This is a genomic window from Microbispora sp. H10885, from assembly GCF_014161415.1.
GTDB lineage: Bacteria > Actinomycetota > Actinomycetes > Streptosporangiales > Streptosporangiaceae > Microbispora > Microbispora triticiradicis.
On sequence record NZ_JABBWY010000010.1, the window covers coordinates 65,389 to 85,206 of the forward strand.

General features: G+C 71.5%; 13 protein-coding genes. 5 read left to right on the forward strand and 8 right to left on the reverse strand.

The features are described 5' to 3' along the window. Window positions 1–77: 77 nt before the first annotated feature. Complete coding sequence (locus HHX37_RS25785) at window positions 78–767, reverse strand: potassium channel family protein (protein WP_182887107.1); 690 nt, start codon at window positions 765–767, stop codon at window positions 78–80. Further along, window positions 733–2,082: a TrkH family potassium uptake protein gene (locus tag HHX37_RS25790; protein ID WP_182887108.1), complete on the reverse strand. Its 1,350-nt coding sequence runs from the start codon at window positions 2,080–2,082 to the stop codon at window positions 733–735. The genes HHX37_RS25785 and HHX37_RS25790 overlap by 35 nt, the downstream gene beginning before the upstream one ends. A 463-nt stretch (window positions 2,083–2,545) precedes the next feature. Between HHX37_RS25790 and HHX37_RS25795 the strand changes: the two genes are divergently transcribed. The 5 genes from HHX37_RS25795 (at window position 2,546) to HHX37_RS35885 (ending at window position 7,708) form a co-directional block, all read left to right on the forward strand. Next, entirely contained in the window at window positions 2,546–4,021 is a 1,476-nt protein-coding gene (locus HHX37_RS25795) for an arabinofuranosidase catalytic domain-containing protein (RefSeq protein WP_182887109.1), read from the forward strand. 82 nt (window positions 4,022–4,103) lie between these two features. Then, on the forward strand, window positions 4,104–5,480 hold the full coding sequence (locus HHX37_RS25800; RefSeq protein ID WP_182887110.1) for a glycoside hydrolase family 43 protein: 1,377 nt from the start codon (window positions 4,104–4,106) through the stop codon (window positions 5,478–5,480). Between the two features lie 57 nt (window positions 5,481–5,537). After that, on the forward strand, window positions 5,538–5,876 hold the full coding sequence (locus tag HHX37_RS25805) for a PadR family transcriptional regulator (RefSeq protein WP_220499144.1): 339 nt from the start codon (window positions 5,538–5,540) through the stop codon (window positions 5,874–5,876). Beyond that, complete coding sequence (locus tag HHX37_RS25810; protein ID WP_182887111.1) at window positions 5,873–7,000, forward strand: hypothetical protein; 1,128 nt, start codon at window positions 5,873–5,875, stop codon at window positions 6,998–7,000. Before HHX37_RS25805 ends, HHX37_RS25810 begins: the two co-directional genes overlap by 4 nt. Before the next feature lie 483 nt (window positions 7,001–7,483). Next, the gene (locus tag HHX37_RS35885; protein WP_220503158.1) at window positions 7,484–7,708 is read left to right on the forward strand and encodes a hypothetical protein; all 225 of its coding nucleotides are present in this window, start codon (window positions 7,484–7,486) and stop codon (window positions 7,706–7,708) included. 16 nt (window positions 7,709–7,724) lie between these two features. Here HHX37_RS35885 and HHX37_RS25820 read toward each other — a convergent pair whose 3' ends face one another. The 6 genes from HHX37_RS25820 to HHX37_RS37160 form a co-directional block, all read right to left on the reverse strand. Further along, window positions 7,725–10,007, reverse strand: a complete 2,283-nt coding sequence (locus HHX37_RS25820) for an N-acetylmuramoyl-L-alanine amidase (protein ID WP_220503159.1) — start codon at window positions 10,005–10,007, stop codon at window positions 7,725–7,727. 208 nt (window positions 10,008–10,215) lie between these two features. Then, window positions 10,216–11,319 (reverse strand): enolase C-terminal domain-like protein, encoded by a 1,104-nt coding sequence (locus HHX37_RS25825; protein WP_182887112.1) that lies wholly within the window; start codon window positions 11,317–11,319, stop codon window positions 10,216–10,218. A gap of 4 nt (window positions 11,320–11,323) precedes the next feature. Beyond that, window positions 11,324–14,431, reverse strand: a complete 3,108-nt coding sequence (locus HHX37_RS25830; protein ID WP_182887113.1) for an FAD-binding and (Fe-S)-binding domain-containing protein — start codon at window positions 14,429–14,431, stop codon at window positions 11,324–11,326. After that, window positions 14,428–16,194: a thiamine pyrophosphate-dependent enzyme gene (locus HHX37_RS25835; RefSeq protein WP_182881205.1), complete on the reverse strand. Its 1,767-nt coding sequence runs from the start codon at window positions 16,192–16,194 to the stop codon at window positions 14,428–14,430. Before HHX37_RS25835 ends, HHX37_RS25830 begins: the two co-directional genes overlap by 4 nt. 380 nt (window positions 16,195–16,574) lie before the next feature. Then, a complete protein-coding gene (locus tag HHX37_RS37155; RefSeq protein WP_182887114.1) occupies window positions 16,575–18,047 on the reverse strand; it encodes an arabinofuranosidase catalytic domain-containing protein in 1,473 nt (490 codons plus the stop codon). Window positions 18,048–18,357: 310 nt separating this feature from the next. Then, window positions 18,358–19,776, reverse strand: a complete 1,419-nt coding sequence (locus tag HHX37_RS37160) for a family 43 glycosylhydrolase (RefSeq protein WP_182887115.1) — start codon at window positions 19,774–19,776, stop codon at window positions 18,358–18,360. Window positions 19,777–19,818 lie beyond the last annotated feature (42 nt).

Sequence of the window (19,818 nt, forward strand, 5' to 3'; positions counted from 1 at the left end):
GAGTGATGACGTTACTCGAATTCGTGATGTGGCGGGTGGTAAAGGCGGACATTCGCGCCATCGGGCGGACGATGGACTCAGGGCAGCTCGGCGAACCGTTCGACCCGGTCCGTACGGCCGGACACGATGATCACATCGCCGTAGCCGAGCTCCGTCTCGGCGGTGGCGTAGGTGAACTCCTCGTCCGGCCGCTTCACGGCCACGACCGTCACGCCGTACTTGCGGCGCAGGCTGGACTCGCCGAGGGGGACGCCGACGTACTCCTTGGGCGGGAGGGTCTTGGCCAGCGCGAAGTTCTCGTCGACCTCCATGTAGTCCAGCATCCGCCCGCTCACCATGTGGGCCACGCGCTCGCCCATGTCGTGCTCGGGGAAGACGACGTGCTGGACGCCGATCCGGCTGAGGATGCGGCCGTGCTGGCTGCTGACCGCCTTGGCCCAGATGTCGTCGATCTCCATCTCCACCAGCAGCGACGAGGTGAGGATGCTCGCCTCCAGGTCGCTGCCGATGGCGCAGACCGCTCGGTAGAAGTCCGGCAGCCCGAGCTGACGCAGCGCCTCGGGGTCGGTGGCGTCCGCCCTGGCGATGTGGGTGATCTGGCCCGCGAGGCTCTGCACCACCTTGGGCCGGTGGTCGATGGCCAGCACCTCGGTGCCGCGCCGCACCAGTTCGAGGGCGAGCGAGGTGCCGAAACGGCCGAGACCGATCACCGCCACGGGGTCGTTTCTCTTTTCAGCCAACGATGACGTCCTCCTCCGGTAATTCATAGCGGCGGGTGCGTTCCTTGAGCGCCAGCGCGGAGCCCAGCGTGAGCGGGCCGATCCGGCCGACGAACATCAGCAGCGTGAGCAGCGTCTGCGCGGCGGGGGAGACGGCGGAGACGACGCCGACCGACAGCCCGGCCGTGCCGAAGGCGGAGACCACCTCGAAGAGCACCTTGCTCGGGGCGTGCGGCGTCAGCACCAGCAGGATGTAGGTGAAGAGCGCGACCAGGCCCACGCTCAGCACGGTGAGCGAGACCGCCTGCCGCTGCGCCGCCTCGGTGAGGCGGCGGTGGCCGATGTTCACCTGGCTCTCGCCGCGCAGTTCCGCCCACACGATGAACGTGAGCAGGCCCAGCGTGGTGACCTTGATGCCGCCGGCGGTGCCCGCGCTGCCGCCGCCGACGAACATCAGCAGCTCGGTGACCAGCCAGCCGGACGGGTGCATCTGCGCGATGTCGACGCTGTTGAAGCCGGCGCTGCGCGGCATGACCGCGGTGAAGAAGGCCGTCAGCAGCTTGGCCTCCCCGTCCAGCGGGCCGAGGGTGCGGGGGTTGGCCCACTCGGTGACGAGGAAGACCAGCGTGCCGCCGGCCAGCAGGACGGCGGTGACCGCGAGCGTGATGCGGGTCAGCAGCGACCAGCGCTTCGGGCGGCGCCAAGAGCGGCGCAGTTCGAACACCACGGGATAACCGAGTCCGCCCACGATCACCGCCACCGCGACGGTCAGGCAGATCCACGGATCCGCGGCGAACCGGACGAGGCTGTCGGGCCACAGCGCGAAACCGGCGTTGTTGAACGCCGAGACCGCGTGGAACACGCCCAGGTAGAGGCCGCGGCCGGGGGACTCGCCGTACCCGACGACGAACCTGAGCGTGAGGACGGCCGCCGTCACGGCCTCGCAGAGCAGGTTGAACACCACGACCTTGCCCACCACCCGCCGCAGGTCGCCTGCGTTGAGCACCCGGGTCTCCGCCTGGGCGGACAACCGGGCGCGCAGGCCCAGCCTGCGGGAGACGAGGAGGGTGAAGACGGTGGCGAGGGTCATGATGCCGAGGCCGCCCACCTGGATCAGGGCGGCGATGACCACCTCGCCGAACGGTGACCAGTGCGCGGACGTGTCCACGACGGTCAGCCCGTTCACGCACACCGCGGAGGTGGCGGTGAACAGGGCGGTGACCCAGTCGGAGGGCCTGCCCGAGGTCGTCGCGAGCGGACTGGACAGCAGCGCGGTCCCCAGGAGCACGGCCGCGCCGAACACGGTCGTGATCACCTGCGCCGGCTGGGTGAAGCGCCCCAGCACCGCCCAGAACAGCCTCATGCCGGCAGCGGCGCGCTCATCGGCGGCCCGCCGTGCTCGCTACCACCCGGAAACCTCCCCTGTCCGGAAACGGCGGGACGTCGCCGACCAGACTTCCCGGCACACCGCGGCTAACCGTAACAGCATTTATGTCGTGTAACGCACCAGGGGCGATGTCATGCCGAGGCGGTCCGGCACCGGAACGCCCCCCTGTAAATTTCACCCTCCGCTTCCCATCGACGGTCCGGGTCCCGTCCTCGAACCGGCAGATGAGGCACGTTCCCGGCGTCTCGGCCGAAGGGGGAGGCGGCGCACGGACCTTGACGGGGTGTCACCGCCTCGTGTTTGCTCCGCTGCACCACCACCGTCACGACCCGACAGAAGAACGGCCTGTCCTCCTCGAAGACTTGTTAGCGCTAACACTTCAGGCCCCCCTGTGTTAGCGCTAACAACCCTTCTCCTCGCAGCCCGTCCGGGAGCGCTCATGAAGATTCCTCGTCTGCGGCTCTGGATCGCCGCCGGGGTCGCCGCCGTCATCGGCGCGGCCGGTGCGCTGACCACGACCACCGCCCACGCCGCCACCGGATGCCGGGTGGACTACTCGGTCAGCAGCCAGTGGCCCGGCGGCTTCGGGGCGAACGTGACCGTCAACAACCTCGGGGACCCGGTCAACGGGTGGCGGCTGACGTGGTCGTTCCCCGGCGGGCAGACGATCAGCCAGCTCTGGAACGGCACCTACACCCAGTCCGGCTCCGAGGTGACGGTGACCAACGTCTCCTACAACGGCGGCATCCCGAGCGGCGGCAGCACGAGCTTCGGCTTCAACGGCAGCGGAGACGGCGCCACCTCCACCCCGTCGGGCTTCGCCCTCAACGGCACGGCCTGCACCGGTTCGACGGGACCTTCCACCACCCCGTCGAGCACGCCTTCGAGCACGCCGTCGAGGAGCCCCTCGGCCAGCCCCTCCGCGAGTCCCTCGGCCAGTCCGTCGTCCACCCCGCAGGCGTCTTCCAAGCCCTGCGACATCTACGCGGCGGGCGGCACGCCCTGCGTGGCCGCGCACAGCACGACCCGCGCGCTCTACCGCGCCTACAACGGCAACCTGTACCAGGTCAGGCGGTCGTCCGACAACGCGACCAGGAACATCGGCGTGCTGAGCGCGGGCGGCGTCGCCAACGCCGCCGCCCAGGACTCGTTCTGCTCCGGCACCACCTGCGTCATCACCGTCGTGTACGACCAGTCCGGGCGGGGCAACGACGTCTGGTACCAGGGATCGGGCGGGGCCGGCGGCAGGGCCACCCCCGCGAAGGCGACGACCGAGTCGCTGACGGTCGGCGGCAGCAAGGCGTACTCGCTGTACATCAACCCCGGCAACAGCTACTGGCGCGACGGCCACACGACCGGCGTGCCGACCGGCAGCGCTCCCGAGGGCGTCTACATGGTCACCAGCGGCACGCACGTCAACAGCGGCTGCTGCTTCGACTACGGCAACAGCGAGACGACCCGGAGGGCCGACGGCGCCGGCGCCATGGACGCGATCTACTTCGGCACGAGCTGCTGGTTCGGCGGCTGCTCCGGAAGCGGTCCGTGGGTGCAGGCCGACCTCGAATACGGCCTCTACCCCGGCGGGAGCAGCTCCTGGAACCCGAACCAGCGGGCCTTCACCAGCAAGTTCGTCACCGCGACGCTCAAGAACAACGGCACGTCCCGGTTCGCGATCAAGGGCAGCAACGCCCAGTCCGGCAGCCTGTACACCCTCTACGACGGCGCGCTGCCCCGCGGCTACAGCCCGATGAAGAAGCAGGGCGCGATCATCCTCGGCAGCGGCGGCGACTGCTGCGCCACCAACACCAACCTCAGCGCCGGCACCTTCTACGAGGGCGCCATCGTCTCGGGCTACCCGTCCGACGCGACCGAGAACGCGGTCCAGGCCGACGTGGTCGCCGCCGGCTACCGCTGAGGTGCCCGTCTCACCTCCGCTCCGCGGGTCCGTCCAGATCGTCCCTGAGATCGCTCCTGAGACCGAGAAAGGAAGGCTCCTCGTGACCCTGTCCCGGAGAGACTTCACCAAGGCGGCCCTCGGTTCCGCCGCGCTCGTCACCGCGGGCGCGGCGGGCTTCCCGCGGGCGGCGCGGGCGGCGACGTACGCCGCCTACGTCTTCGCGTACTTCACCGAGTCGCCGTCGGGCCAGGGCGCGGACTACGGCCTGCACCTGGCGGTCAGCCGGGACGGTCTGAACTGGACGCCGCTGAACCAGAACAATCCGGTCGTCACCCCGACGGCCGGTCAGCTGGGCCTGCGCGACCCGCAGGTGTTCCGGAAGAACGACGGCACGTTCGTCGTGATCGCCACCGACCTCAAGGGCACCGACTGGAACTCGAACAGTCAGTATCTGCACGTCTGGGACTCGGTGAACCTGACGAACTTCACGGGATACCGCCGGGTGCGGATGCAGACCACCAACGACCACACCTGGGCGCCGACGGTCTTCTGGGACGCCTCGCGCGGGCAGTACGGCATCGTCTACTCCGCGGCCGAGATCCTCAGGGTGAACTACACGACGGACTTCGTGACCGTCGGCGCCGCCCAGACCTTCTTCAGCCCGGGCTTCGGCGTCCTCGACGGTGACATCGTCGTGGACGGTGGAACCACCTACCTCTATTACAAGAACCTCGGTGACGGCCGTCTGTACGGCGCGCGGTCGTCCACGGGCGCCCCCAACAGCTTCACCACCTACACCAGCGGCCTGATCCAGGGGAGCGGCATCGAGGCGCCGCTGCTGCATCGGACCAACGAGGGCGGGTGGCGGCTGTGGGGCGACTCGTACAGCCCGGTCAACAACGACTACTACGCCTGGGGGTCGGCCAACGTCGGCGCCAACTCCTGGAGCGTGCTGAACCAGCGTGACTACACCCCGCCGCTGAACTCCAAGCACGGCTCGATCGCCCAGATCACCGACGCCGAGTACAACACCCTGGTCAGCCGGTGGGGGACGCCGAACTGGGTCCGGCTGAAGTCCTCCAACTACCCCGACCGGTTCGTACGGCACCAGAACAACGTCGCGCGCATCGACGCCTATCCCTTCGATCCGTACCGCGACCAGATGTGGCGGATGGTCCCCGGCCTCGCCGACTCGGCCGGGGTGTCGTTCGAGTCGGTGAACTACCCCGGCAGCTACCTGCGGCACTACAACTACGAGCTGCGGCTCGCCGCCAACGACAACACCGCGACGTTCCGCGCCGACGCCACCTTCTACCGCACCGCCGGCCTGGCCGACTCGGCGTGGACGTCGTTCCGCTCCTACAACTACCCCGACCGCTACATCAGGCACTACGACTACCTGCTCCGCATCGACCCGTTGAGCGCGTCCTCCAGCTCCGTCGACCGGCAGGACGCCACCTTCCGCATCACTTCCTGACGGCGCGTCCATGCCGTCCGCACTTGAATATCATGCCTTGCAATATATGATGGGCGCATGACATCACGGCCGATCACCGAACCCGCCTTTCTCGTCCTCACCGCACTGGTCGACGAGCCGCGGCACGGCTACGGCATCGCGCAGGAGGTGGAGCGGCTCTCCGGAGGGCGCGTCCAGCTCAAGATCGGCACCCTGTACGGCGTGCTCGACCGGCTCGCGGCCGACGCCCTGGTGGAGCCCGACCGGGAGGAGGTGCGGCAGGGGCGGCTGCGCCGCTACTACCGCCTGACCGACGAGGGGGCGCGGGCGCTGGAGGAGGAGGCCGTCCGGCTGGCCGACAACGCCCGCCGCGCCGTCGAGCGGCTGCGCCTCCGGCAGGCGGGAGGCCTGGCGTGAGCGTGCTGGAGGAACGCTACCGGCGGGTGCTCCGGCTGCTGCCCGCGTCCTACCGGGCGCGGCGCGAGGAGGAGATGGTCTCCGCCTTCCTCGACGGCGCCCGGCGCGCGGAGACGGGACTCGACGACCAGCGGGTGCGGTGGGCGGAGATCGCCGGCGTGGCCGCGCTCGCGCTGCGGGTGCGGCTCGGCGGCCCCGGCTCACCGCCGGGGGAGTACGCCACGGGAGAGGCGGTCCGGGGGGCCGCGATCCTCGGCCTGGTCTTCTGGACGATGGCCGGCACGCTGTTCGCCGCGCAGACGGTGCTCACGTACGGCGTCGTCGCGGGCGTGCTCCCCGACGGGCTCATGGGAATCGGCGACCCCGGGTCGCCCGAGCGGCTGCGTCAGGTGCTGTCCGGCCTCGCGCCGCTGTTGTGGGCCGCGAGCCTCGGAGCGCTCGTCGCCGGCCGGGCGGGCACGGCCAAGGCGTCGGCCTGGGCGGCCCTGGTCCTGCCGTACGCGCTGGAACCCGCGACGGCCGGCGGCCCGGCCCGGGTCGTGGGGCTCCTGACGGCGCTGCCGGCCCTGGTGACGGTGCTGGCGCTGACGGCCGGGTTCCACCGCGACGCTCCGCCGCCGCGCCTGCGCGGTGCGGCGGCCGCGCGGGTCGTCGCCTTCCCGGCCGCGGCGGGCGTCCTGCTCGCCCTGGCCGTCGGCGTGCTCGGCGCGGCGGCGAGAGCCGGAGGCGAACCGACCCCGCTCATGCTGCAGCCGTGGCTGTGGCTCGACCCACAGGGCCTCGCCTGCGTCTCGCTGCTCGCGGTGACGGCGTGGTGCGTGGCCCGGCGCCGGTCCGCACTCCGGGCTTCCGCCACCCCCGCCCCGGTCTCCGCGCCGCCGGTCGTGGCCTCCGGCTCCGTCGCGCCCGCGGCGGCGATCCTGGTCGTGCCCGCCGTGGTGGCCCGAGCCGCCACCCTGCACCCGGGCGCGGAGGGGTACCTCACCGGCCTGATCACCCTCGTCGGGTCCCTGCAACTGGTCCTGCTCCTGGCGTGCGGGGTCACGCTCGTCGCTCTCGCCGTACGGACGCGCGGGACGACGGCGCGGGACGACCTCACCGGCACCCGCGAGCAGCCCGGCTGACGAAACCGGATGCCGGAAACTCGCATATTCGACGACCTGGGAGACGGGTGTTCCGGCTGGATCGATATTTGTTGTCGTGCGGGACCGCAACGCCCAGACCGCCATCTGGGACGTCGCCGGTCAGCAGCCGCAGGTCCAGGCACGCAGCTTCGCGATGGTGCACGGAGCGGTGTACGACGCGGTGAGCGCGATCGCCGGCGCTCCCTATCGGCCGTACCTGGTCGCACCGGCCGCCGACGGCACGGAATCGACGGACGCGGCCGTCGCGACCGCCAGCTACCTGGTGCTGCGAGCGCTGTTCCCCGACCAGCAGGCGAGGTTGAGAACGCAGTACGACGAGTCGCTGGGCGCGATACGCGAAGGCGCCGCGAAACAGCGGGGAATCACCGTGGGCACCCAGGCCGCCGACGCGATGATCGCGGCGCGGCGGGACGACGGGGCGTTCGGCGACCGGACCTGGCCGGTGGGCGCCCGGCCCGGTCAGTGGCGGCCGGCGCCGCCCGCGTTCCCTTCAGCGGCTACAGCGCCGATTCGGGTACCACCAGGTATTTCCGGGGTTTCTCCCAGGCGCTCGCCGAGGTCGTCGAGGCCCGCGTCTGGGGCGGCATCCACACCCGCACGGCGGACGAGCGGGGCGCGAAGATCGGCGCGCAGGTCACCGCCTACATGGTCGCGCACTACTTCACGCCGAGGCCGGGGAGCCGGTAGGGCCCAGCGGCTCCGCCTAACGGTGGTGACGGTGGGAGTGGCGGTGGGGGTGCCACGGGGAACGGACGGGGGCGGTGGCCGCCGACGTGGCGACACCGCTCTCGTAGCCGGGGGCCGAGGCCGTCACCCGTACGGAGAGCCGCGTGCCTCGGTCGCGGCCCGTGACATGGTAGGCCCGCCCCGTCGCGCCCCTGATCTTCGCGCCGTCGCGCAGCCACTGGTAGCGGATCCTCTTCGGCGAGGGCGTCCACGCGCCGGGAGAGGCCGTCAGCCGCCGGCCCACCCACGGGACGCCGCGCACCACCGGGGGCGCCGTGCTGACCAGGGCGGACGGCCGCGCGTCGTGCAGGTCCACGTCGGCCGCCCGGACGAACACCTGCCGGTGGGCGTACCAGAGCTGGTAGTACCGGTCCTGGCCGGTGACGTCGGTGCGGTCGCCCGGGGCCGACCCGTCGAACGACGTCGCCCGGTAGTAGTCCGTCACCACGTCGTCGTCGCTCACCGCGTACGTCTGCCCGGCGGGGATCGTGTACTCCAGGGGCGAGACCGCCTGCACGGGGACATCGGTCCCGGTGTACGCCGCCGATTCGGGATAGGCGCGGCCGTAGACGGCGGCGGGACCGGTCGCGCCCGCCTTCACGGTGACCGTCTTCGCCGCCGCCTGGAGCACGACGGGCCGGTCGGCGGGGTTGTGCAGCCAGGCGAGTGAACCCGCCCACCACACGCCCAGCCAGTCGCCCCGCACCTCCGCGACGACGAGCTTGTGCCCGGAGACGACGCGCGCGCTGACGTCGCTCACGTACGTCGTGCCGGCCTCGCCGGCGGGCTTCCAGCCGGGGTCGGCGGCGAGCGGGGCGTCCTCCGACGGCGCCTGGCGGAGCGGCAGGAAGTTCGTGCCCGCTCCCGGGACGCACTCCGGCGAGGGCGGCGACGCCGCGGCGCAGCCGGTGAGCGGCTGCCGATTGTCCTGGTATCCGGTGCGGACCTCCACGACGTCGCCGGCCGAGACCTGGGTCGTGGCCGCCCGGCCGCCGCCGATCGGCGCGCCGAGGAGCTCGAAGTAGTGGTCCCAGTCCCAGTACGGCCCCGGGTCCCAGTGCATGCTCTTGGTCGTGCCCGCGACGGTGCCCGGCACCTGGTCGTGGCCGATGACGTGCGCCCGGTCGAGCGGGATGCCGTACGTCGCGGCGAGGTGCTTCACCAGCGTCGCCGAGGTCTGGTACGCCGACTCGGTGTACCAGGTCGCGTCACCGGCGAAGCCCTCGTGCTCGACGCCGATGGAGTGCATGTTGACGTACCAGTTGCCGGCGTGCCAGCCCACGTCCTTCGGGTCGAGGTGCTGGGCGACGTGGCCGTCGGAGGAGCGGATCGTGTAGTTCCACGCGAGGTACGCCGGGTCCTGCACGAGCCGCACCGAAGGGTCGTAGTAGCCCTCGGTGTCGTGGATGACGATGTAGTCCAGCTTCGGCCCGCCGGACCCGGTCCGATCGGCGATGTCGTGGTTGCCGTACTTGGTGGTGTTGTCCGGATCGGTGGGCGTGAGCTTGGCGTACGGCGCGGGGATCGCCTCACAGCCGAGATCCTCCGGGCAGCCGGTGTCAGGGGCGGCGGCGGTCTCGGCCGGGGGGAGCGGGACCGACTCGTCGGCGGGGAGCGTCACCGTCTGGCCGTCGGCCGTGACCCGGCTCTCGCCGCCGCGCAGGGTCTGGTAGACCTGCCGGACGAAGTCGTGCCCGGCGCCGAAACGCCCGACGGCGTCCCGCCAGGCGGCCAGGTCGCCGCCGCTCCGGAGGCCGTCCCGCCGCGGGTTCTCGCGCTGGTAGGAGGCGAGCAGCGCCGCGCCGCCGCACACACCCGCGTTCGGCACGCGCCTGAGGGCGTCGGCCGTCAGACCGGTCAGCTCGGCCGCCCGCGTGATCTGGCTCTTCGCCTCGGCCACGCGGCCCTTGTCCGCGCCGGTGCCCGGGCCGGGCGTACGGTCGCTCAGGTCGAAGACGCCGTAACCGCCGTCCGCGCTGGGCCGGCCCGAGTGGTCGTCCCACCGGGAGAGCATGTAGGAGACGGCCTTGAGCAGCGGCTCCGGCACACCGGTGTCCCGGGCCGCCGCGGCGAAGGCGGCGTCCCGGGTGGGCGCGGACAGCGTCGCCGCGCACGAGACCTGTGCCCCGGACTGTGCGCCGGTCGCGGAGGCGGGCGCCGCGGACACTGCGGACGCTGCGGACACCGGGGGCATCGGGGGCATGGCGGGCAGCAGCAGCGCCGCGACGGCCAGGGCCGCGCTGCGGGTCGCGCGTCTCACGTGGCGGGCCTCTTCCTGCTGGGTTTCCTGCGGGGATTTCCTACTCGCGTTCCTGCCGGGTCTCCGCCGGCGGCGGACCGGGTGAAGCACATCCCGGACGGGTACGCCGTGCCACCGGGTTGGCGGAATCTCGCCAAGATCGTAACCGAGTATGGACACGCCGAGTCAGGAAATATCCCTTTTCACGGATCACCGGTCCCGGAAGGGGTCAGACGACGCGCCAGGGGGCGGCGGTCTCCTCCCTGAACGTAAGCCCGTTGCCGGGGGCGGCGCGGTCGACCGGCGCCTCGCCGCCCACCGGCGAGGCGGCCCCGTCGAACACCATGCTCTCGATCCGCACGTGGTCGTGGAACCACTCCAGGTGCCGGAGGTTCGGCACCGCGGCCGCGACCGCCAGGTGCTGGTGCGGGGCGCAGTGCCCGGAGACCTCCAGCCCGTGGGCGGCGGCGACGGCCGCCGCGCGCAGGAACTCGCTGATCCCGCCGCACCGGGTGACGTCGACCTGCAGGCAGTCCACGTACGGCGCCATGCGGGCGAAGTAGACGAGGTCGTAGCCGTACTCCCCGGCGGTCACGTCGGCCCGCACGAGATCGCGGACGAGCCCGAGGCCCGGCAGGTCGTCGGAGGAGACCGGCTCCTCGAACCACCGCACGTCGAGATCGGCGGCCCGGTCCAGCAGCCGCACGGCCTGCTTGCGGGTGTAGGCGCCGTTGGCGTCGACGAACAACTCGGCGTCGTCGCCGATGGTCCGCCGTGCGGCGGCCATGCGTTCCAGGTCCCGCCCGGGGCGCCGCCCCCACGACTCCCCGATCTTGATTTTGACGCGGGGGATGCCCAGCTCGTGGGCCCAGTGGGCGAGCTGCCGGTGCTGCCGTTCCGCGTCGTAGGTGGTGAAGCCGCCGCTGCCGTACACCGGCACGGTGGCGCGGGCCCCGCCGAGGAGGCGGGCCAGCGGCAGCCCGTGCCGGCGCGCCTTGAGGTCCCACAGGGCGTTGTCGGCCGCCGACAGCGCCAGCCCGGCGATCCCGGGCCGTCCCGCGTTGCGGATCGCGCGGGCCATCGCCGTCCACGCGCCCGGCACGTCGTCCGGGTCGAGATCGGCGACGGCGGGGGCCAGCACGTCCGTCACCACCGACGCGGTGGCGGCGGGGCCGTAGGTCCAGCCGAGCCCGCGCACGCCGCCGGCGCCCGCGTGGACGACCACGATCGTCGTGCTCGTCCACGCGAGCGTCCCGTCGGCCTCGGGGAAGTCGGCCGGGATCGTGTACGCCCGCGCGCTGAGCCGTGCGGGCGTTTCGGGCCCGGTCGTCACCGGCTCACCTCCGCAGCAGCCGCCGCCCCGCGAGCAGCGCGCCGCCCGCCACGGCCGCGGCGGTCGCGACGGCGGCGGCGGTCGCGGCGGCCCGGGCCGCCGCCGAGGGCGGCGCGGGCCGGAGGGCGTAGGTCTCCTCCGGGCACGGCGTGTCCCCCCGGTCGCCGCGCAGCCCGGCGCGCAGCAACTCGGCCAGGTGCATCGCGCGGCGGCCGTCCGCGTCGCCCTGGTCGATCTGCGTACGGCAGCTGAACCCGTCGGCGAGCAGCACCGTGCCGGGATCGGCCTGCCGTACGGCGGGCATCAGCACCCGTTCGGCGCAGGCCTCCGACACCTCGTAGTGCCCCTTCTCGAACCCGAAGTTCCCCGCCAGGCCGCAGCAGCCGGAGTCGAGCACCTCGGCGTCCACCCCAATGGCGTCGAGCAGCGCCTCGTCGGCCCGGTGCCGCATGACCGCGTGCTGGTGACAGTGCACCTGCACGAGCGCCTCGCGCGGCACCCTCGGCGGCTTCCATCCCGGTGTGCGGTCGTGCAGCAGTTCGGCGAGCGTCACCGTGTGGCCGGCGAGCCGCCGCACGTCCTCGTCGTCGGGGAACAGTTCCGGCGCGTCGCCGCGGAAGACGGCGGTGCAGCTCGGCTCCAGGCCGACCACGAGCGTGCCCACCCGCAGATGCGGCCGCAGTTCGTCGAGCGTACGGCGCAGCACCTTCTTGGCCGTCGTGAGCTGGCCGGTGGAGATCCAGGTGAGGCCGCAGCACACGGCGCGGTCCGGCACGCGCACCCGCCACCCGGCCGACTCCATCACCTCGACCGCCGCCCGCGCGACCTCGGGGTGGAAGTGGTCGCTGAAGGTGTCGGGCCACAGCACGACCTCCCCGCGCGACCCGTCGCCGGCCGGTTCGCGGCCCGCGAACCACTCCCGGAAGGTCCGCGGCGCGAACAGCGGCAGCTCCCGCCGCCGGTCCACCCCAGCGGCGGCCTTCGCCAGCCGGGCCGTCCCCGGCGCGTGCGACAGCGCGTTGGCCACCCGCGGCGCGTACGCCGCGAGCCTCGCCCACACGGGCAGCCACCCCATCGAGTAGTGGGCGCGCGGGCGCGGCCGCCCCTCGTAGTGGTGGGACAGGAACTCCGCCTTGTACGTCGCCATGTCGACGTTGACCGGGCAGTCGGACTTGCAGCCCTTGCAGGCCAGGCACAGGTCGAGCGCCTCGTGGACGGCCCGCGACCGCCAGCCGTGCGCCACCGCGCCGCCCCGCGCCGTGCCGTCCAGCATCTCGAACAGCAGCCGGGCCCGGCCCCGGGTGGAGTGCTCCTCGGCCCGGGTGACCATGTAGGACGGGCACATCACCCCGCCCTCGTGACGGCGGCAGTTGCCCACGCCGACGCACCGCAGCACCGCGCGGCCGAAGCTGCCCCCGTCGTGGGGATACCCGAAGTGCGTGGCCACGTCGCCGTGGTTGTAGTCGGCGCCCAGCCGCAGCAGGTGGTCGAGCGGGTACGGCGCGGCCACCTTGCCGGGGTTCATCCGGTCGCCGGGGTCGAAGATCGCCTTGAACCGGCCGAACGCCTCGACGAGTTCGTCGCCGAACATCTTCGGCAGCAGTTCCGCGCGGGCCTGCCCGTCGCCGTGCTCACCCGAGAACGACCCGCCGTACGCGACCACCAGGTCGGCGGCCTCCTCCAGGAAGGAGCGGAACGCCGCCACCCCCTCGGCCGACGTGAGGTCGAACGGGATGCGGCAGTGCACGCAGCCCTGCCCGAAGTGCCCGTAGACCGAGGTCTGCCCGTAGCCGTACCTCTCGAACAGCCGGCTGAGATCGCGCAGATAGTCGCCCAGCCGGTCGGGGGAGACCGCGGAGTCCTCCCAGCCCGGCCAGGTGTCGGGCAGCCCGGGCACGCGGGCCGTCGCGCCGAGGCCCGACTCCCGGATCTGCCACATCTGCTCTTCCAGCTTCGGGTCGTCGAAGACGGCCACGCCGGCGTCGCCGCGCCGCCTGCCGAGCGACCGCAGCACCTCCTCGGCCCTGCGGTCGGCGTCGTCCTTGTCCTCGCCGCCCATCTGGATCAGCAGCCACGCGCCGCCCTCCGGCAGCTTCTTCAGCGCCTCGGCATTGAGGTGGACCTCGCGCTGGTAACGGATCAGCTTGTCGTCGATGCCCTCCAGGGCGATCGGCCGGTGCGGCAGGACCGCCGGCACGGCGTCCCCGGCGGCGGCGATGCCGGGGAAGGCCACGTACGCCATGGTGCGCGCCCTGACCACCGGGATCAGCTTCAGCCTGGCCCGCAGCACCGTGACGAGGGTGCCCTCGGAGCCGATCAGGGCCTGGGCCACGTTGAAGCGCTTCTCGGGCAGCAGGCTGTCGAGGTTGTAACCGGACACCCGCCGCGGGATGTGCGGGTAGCGGGTGCGGATCGGCTCCAGGTACGTGTCGCGCAGCGCCCGCAGCCGGGCGTAGACCTCGGCCTTCCGGCCGCCCTGCCGCTGGATCGCCGCGTACTCCTCGTCACCGGTCTCGCCCACCCACATCCGGGTGCCGTCGTAGAGGAGCACCTCCATCTCGGCGATGTTGTCCACGACCTTGCCGGCCCGCTGGGCGGTCGCCCCGCAGGAGTTGTTGCCGATCATCCCGCCGATCGTGCAGTGGTTGTGCGTGGAGGGCCTCGGGCCGAACTCCAGGCCGGTGCCGAGCAGCCGCTCGTTGAGGACGTCCAGCACGATGCCCGGCTCCACCAGGCAGGTGCGGTTCTCCGGGTCGACCTCCAGCAGCCGGTCGCAGTGTTTGGACCAGTCGATCACCACGGCGGTGTTCACGCACTCCCCGGCGAGGCTGGTGCCGCCGCCCCGGGACAGCAGGGGCGCGCCGTGCCGGCGGCAGACCGCCACCGCCGCCACCGCCGCGTCGACCGTACGGGGGACCACCACCCCGAGGGGCACCTGGCGGTAGTTGGACGCGTCGGTGGAGTAGGCGCCGCGCATCGTCGCGTCGAAGCGGACCTCGCCGTCCACCGCCTCCCTGAGGTCGCGTTCGAGCGCCGCGAGATCCACCCGGCCGCCGCCGGGCGGAGGAGGCACCGTCACGGGGTCGGGCAGGAGGTGCAGTGTCTCCGTCATGACAACAGCTCGTTGATCTTGTCGCGGGCGACGGCGGCCAGCGTGCTCGCCTTGTGCGGCTGACCGCGCAGGAACGCCTCGGCGAAGTGCTTGGCCTGGTCGTACTTGACCCTGCCGGGCATGGGCGGCTCGTTGGGGTCGACGTCGCAGTCGACCAGGGCGGGGCCGTCGTGGGCGAGCGCCTCGCGGATCGCGCCGGGCAGGTCGCCGGGGTCCTTGATCTTCGCTCCGTACGCCCCGCAGGCGCGGGCCCAGGCGGCGAAGTCGGCCTCGGGCCGCTGGTGGCGTACGGCGTACTCCGGGTAGCCGAGGATGATCTGCTCCCACAGGATCTGCCCGTAGGAGTTGTTGTTGTTGACGACGACCTTGATCGGCAGGCCGTGCCGGACGGCGGTGAGGAAGTCGGCCATGAGCATGGCGAAACCGCCGTCGCCGACGAAGGCGACCACCTGCCGGCCCGGATAGGCGTGCTGGATCCCGATCGCGTACGGCAGGCCGGGGGCCATCGTGGCGAGGTTGCCCGACAGGTAGAACTCCCGGCCGCCGCGGATCGTCCAGTGCCGGGCGGCCCAGGTGGCGATCGTGCCCGAGTCGCAGGTCAGGATCGCGTCGCCGGCCGCGGCCTCGTCCACGCACCCCATGAGGTACTGCGGGGCGATGGGGTCGCGGGAGGGGTCCTGCAGCGCCTTCATGTCCGAGCGCCAGTCGTCCATCTTCCGCTGGTACTTCTCCAGGAACGACCGGTCCTTGGCCTCGTCCAGCATCGGCAGCAGCGCCTGGAGGGCGAGTTTCGCGTCGGCGGCGACCGGCGCCTCGGTGGGCCTCCGGATGCCCAGCAGGGTGGGGTCGGCGTCGATCTGCACGACCCGGGCCTGCCCCTCCGGCGGCAGATACTTCCCGTACGGGAAGGAGGTGCCGATCATGAACAGCGTGTCGCACTCCTCCATGAGCTCCTCGCTGGGCGCGGTGCCGAGGAGGCCCAGCCCGCCGGTGGTCAGCGGGTGGTCGTCGGGCACCGTGAACTTGCCCGGCAGGGTCTTCACGATCGGGCTCGCGAGCTTCTCGGCGACGGCCAGGACCTCGTCGCGGGCGTGGCGGGCGCCGACCCCGACCAGCATGGCGATCTTGCCGCCCTGCCGCAGCACGTCGGCGGCGCGGGCCAGTTCGTCCTCGGCGGGCCGCAGCGGCGCAACCGAGCGGTTGGGCATGCTGGCCGGCGGGGTGCCGGGGCCGACGTGCCGGTAGGGGTCCTCGGCCGCGGCGGCGACCTGGATGTCGTTGGGGAAGGTCAGGTGGGAGACCGTCCGCCTGGTCAGCGCGTTGCGTATGGCGAGGTCCACCACCCCCGGCATCTGCTGCGGGTTGGTGATCATCAGGTTGTACGCGGCCAGGTCCTGGTAGAGCCGGTCGAGATGCACTTCCTGCTGGTAGTGGGTGCCGAGGACGGAGGTCTCCTGCATGCCGGTCAGCGCCAGCACCGGGACGTGGTCCAGCTTGGCGTCGTACAGCCCGTTGAGCAGGTGGATCGCGCCGGGGCCGGAGGTCGCGGCGCACACGCCGAGCCTGCCGGTGGCCTTGGCGTAGCCGGTGGCCATGAACGCGGCGGCCTCCTCGTGGTGGACCAGGATGAAGCGGATCTTCTCCCGTTGCCGCCGGAAACCCTCCATCAGGCCGTTGATGCCGTCACCGGGGAGCCCGAAGATCGTGTCGACTCCCCACTCCACCAGCCGTCTGGCCAGGCTCTCACCGACGATCTCAGTCATCTGCCTCTCCGTTCGGGTAGACCGTGCACGGATCGGGCCGGCGGCGGCCGCGACGGCCGTGCCACCGCGCCCCGCCGCGTCGAGGTCTTTCGAGGTTCCGCGGCTTCGAGCGGCTCGCCGGTCGCCCTTCCCGATGCCGCTCCTCCCAAACGGCGCGGCCCCCGCGACACGGCCATTTGCGGACGGCGAAAGGTGTGCTTAACAGGCATTTTGCCTGATGCAACTTTTTTCGCGCGCGGGTGCCGTGGGGGAGCCGCCGGAACACGGGAGAGCCGCCCCCACACGGGTGCGGGGGCGGCTCCGCCGTACGGCCGGACGCCTGGTCAGGAAGGCGCCCGGCCGAAGGTCATGCGCGGATCACGCGCGGATCGGGCAGGGGCTCAGTTGCGCAGGCTCCACTGCTGGTTGGTTCCGCCGTTGCAGGCCCAGAGGATGAGCTTCGTGCCGTTGGCGGTGGCGGCCGAGTTGGCGTCCAGGCACAGCCCCGACTGCACGCCGGTGATCGTGCCGTTGGAGTTGACGTTCCACTGCTGGTTGGTTCCGCCGTTGCAGTCCCAGATGACCACCTGGGTGCCGTTGGTCGTGCCCTTCGCGTAGGCGTCGAGGCACTTGTTGCCGTACACCTGGAGCTCCTTGCCGGAGGTGGCGGTCCAGCGCTGGTTGCTCTGGCCGCTGCAGTCCCACAGCTGCACCTGGGTGCCGTTGGTGGTGCTGCTGTTCGGCACGTCGACACAGCGGCCGGACTGGCCGCCGACGATCTGCTGTCCGGTGCCCGGGTTGCCGCCGCCCGTGGCGTAGCCGGCGGCGACGATGTTCGCCTGCACCGCGTCCTCGGTGGCCGCCGTCGGGTAGCCGGAGGTCATCACGCCCTCGTAGAAGGTGCCGCGGGCGCCGATGCTGTTGTCACCCCCGATGCCGAGGATGATGGCCCCTTCCTTCTTCATCGGGTTGTAACCCGCGACGTTGGGACGCACGCCGTCGTAGAAGGTGCCCAGGCCGCCCGACTGCGCGTTGCCGCCCCGGATGGCCCAGTGGTTCGGCTCGCCCTTGATGATGGCCGTCAGGAAGCGGTGGCTGATGCTCGGGTCGCCCGCGTTGTACTTCTGGTTGACGCCGGAGAACAGGCCGTTCTCCAGGTCGGCCATGATCCACGGGCCGTTGCCGGCGCCGTAGCCCCAGACCTTGATGTTGCCGAAGTAGATGGCCTCCATCGTGCCGTTGCCGTTGTCACGGCTGTTGGTCTCGGCGTTGCCGTAGTCGAAGCAGCAGCCGCCGTTGTAGTGGGTGCCGTCGAAGACGGCGTACATGCCCTCCGGCTGGTCGCCCTTGGCGACGCCGTTGGTGGCGTTGTTGCGGTAGCCGGTGCCGGGCGCGACGTAGACGCCGTACGCCTTCTGGCCGCCGACCGTGATCGGCGCGGCGGTCGCGTTGGCGAGGTTGTCGTACCCGCCCGCCGCCGGGCCGGAGAAGCCGCCGGGAGGCGCCTGGGTGAGGCGGTTGTTGCGGCCCGACTGGTCGTAGATGATCGTGATCAGGCAGGTCGTCCCGGCGCAGAACGAGTCCTGGGTCGCGGCGTTGGCGACTCCTCCGGCGCTCAGCACGCCGATGTCCCGGGTGGTGTTGTCCGAGGAGCGGCGCACCTGGTAGAGCGGGCCGTTGTAGCTCGCGTACAGGGCGCGGGTCGTGCTGTGCGCCGCGACACAAGGGGTGCCGCCCGCGGCGTAGATGTCACACGGACCCTGCGTCGCGGCCTCCGTCGGTGCGGAGAGACCGGCCAGCAGACCGGCCGTGAGCGTGATCGCCGAGCCCGCGGCCAGCGATGCCGTCTTCAGGCGTCGTAATGCGGAGATCATGATGACCTTGGTGCCTTTCTGGTGGGGGGTGACTCTGGCTGACGTGCGTACCATCCTTGTTAGCGCTAACATTCACAACTGTGAACCGCCGCCTCACAGTCATGCGTGGGGATCGGTGCTCAGTTTTGACTTCTGACTCTCCCGCGTCAAGGCCCGATTTCCGGCCGGGGCGAAAGTTCCACGACCGCGGCCGTCGCGGGCCCACCCCTCTTGACGCGCCCGCCGGCAGGCGATCACAGTGGCGGCAGACGTCCGCCGTGCCCGCCGCCGGCGCGCGTCGTCGCGAGGGGTGGCCGATGCGATCGGTCGGTCAGTAGACGTAGGGCCAGCCCGCGCTGTCCCAGCCCAGCTTGTTGATGCCGAGACGCGAGGATCCGTCGTCGGCGTACCAGTGGTAGAAGAGGATGTCCCCGTCGTTGTCGGCGAGGACGGCCTGGTGGCCGGGGCCGTGGATGCTCCCGTGCCCGGCCAGCACCTGCGTGCCGCCTCCCGAGGTCATCGCGGTCCCGTTGCGGTCGACGTACGGGCCGGTGACCGAGGTGGAGCGGCCCACCATGATCCGGTACGTGCTCGACGCGCCCTTGCAGCACAGGTCGAAGGAGACGAACTGGTAGTAGTAGCCGCCGTGCCGGTAGATGAACGGCGCCTCGGTCGCACCGCCGTTACGGCCCGAGATGCTGAGAACGGTGCTGTTCAGCCGCTTTCCGGTCGCCGGGTCGAGCTGGACCATCTTGATCCCCGACCAGAACGAGCCGAAGTCGAGCCACCAGCGGCCCTGGTCGTCGACGACGAGGTTGGGGTCGATGGCGTTCCAGTTGTCCGAGGTGTTCGACTCGATGACCAGGCCCTGGTTCGTCCACGACCCCGATGCCCCGGTCGTGCTCGTCGCCAGGAAGATCCCCGAGTGGTTGGAGCCGAAGGTCGAGGCCGCGTAGTACATGTAGTACCTGCCGTTGAGGTACGTGATGTCCGGCGCCCACAGCGTGTTGCTGCCGTTGGTGTAGGCATGGGTCCACGAGGCCCCGCCGGGGAACGCGACGCCCGCGTTGCGCCAGGCGGTCCGGTCGGTCGAGGTCTTGAGCGCGATGTTGTCGCCGGTGTACGCGAGCAGGTAGGAGCCGTCCGGCTTCTTGGTCACCTCGGGGTCGTGCGCGCCGACGTCACCGGTGACGTAGCCCGGGTCGGGGTAGGCGACGAGCTTGACGAGCTGCCACTGCTGGTTGGCGCCGTTGAGGTCGGTGTACTGGGAGATGCGGCCGGCGTCGGCGGTGGACCACTCCCAGACTTCGAGGGCCTTGCCGCTGTTGCGGTTGATGAACTTGACGTAGCCGCTGTCGGTGTCGACGACCCGGAACTGCTGGTTGGTGGCGTTCTTGTCGGTGTACTGGATGACGTCGGCCCCGTCGGCGGTCGAGCGGCCGGAGATGTCGACGACCTTGCCGCTGTGCCGCGACTTGAGGCGGTAGTAGCCGCCGCCGGAGTCGACGAACTGCCACTGCTGCCAGGCCCCGTCGTTGCGGGAGTACTGCACCAGTGGCGCGCCGTCGTTGGTGGCCCAGTTGTAGACGTCCAGGACCTTGCCGCTGTTGCGGTTGACCAGCACGTACGACGCGTTCGTGTCGATCGTCGCCGCCCGGGCCGGGCCGGTCAGGACGAGCCCGAGGCCCAGGGCCAGGAGCAACGTGAGCGCCGACGCCAGAGCGCCGCGCACCGGTGAACGGGCGTTCATCGGAAACCTCCTATTGTTAGCGTTAACACATCGATGCGTGAA

Bases quoted from the DNA above. Each gene is read 5' to 3' on its own strand.
- HHX37_RS25785 (WP_182887107.1), bottom strand. From the start codon at position 767: ATGAATTACCGGAGGAGGACGTCATCGTTGGCTGAAAAGAGAAACGAC.
- HHX37_RS25790 (WP_182887108.1), bottom strand. From the start codon at position 2,082: ATGAGGCTGTTCTGGGCGGTGCTGGGGCGCTTCACCCAGCCGGCGCAG.
- HHX37_RS25795 (WP_182887109.1), top strand. From the start codon at position 2,546: ATGAAGATTCCTCGTCTGCGGCTCTGGATCGCCGCCGGGGTCGCCGCC.
- HHX37_RS25805 (WP_220499144.1), top strand. From the start codon at position 5,538: ATGACATCACGGCCGATCACCGAACCCGCCTTTCTCGTCCTCACCGCA.
- HHX37_RS25830 (WP_182887113.1), bottom strand. From the start codon at position 14,431: ATGACGGAGACACTGCACCTCCTGCCCGACCCCGTGACGGTGCCTCCT.
- HHX37_RS25835 (WP_182881205.1), bottom strand. From the start codon at position 16,194: ATGACTGAGATCGTCGGTGAGAGCCTGGCCAGACGGCTGGTGGAGTGG.
- HHX37_RS37155 (WP_182887114.1), bottom strand. From the start codon at position 18,047: ATGATCTCCGCATTACGACGCCTGAAGACGGCATCGCTGGCCGCGGGC.
- HHX37_RS37160 (WP_182887115.1), bottom strand. From the start codon at position 19,776: ATGAACGCCCGTTCACCGGTGCGCGGCGCTCTGGCGTCGGCGCTCACG.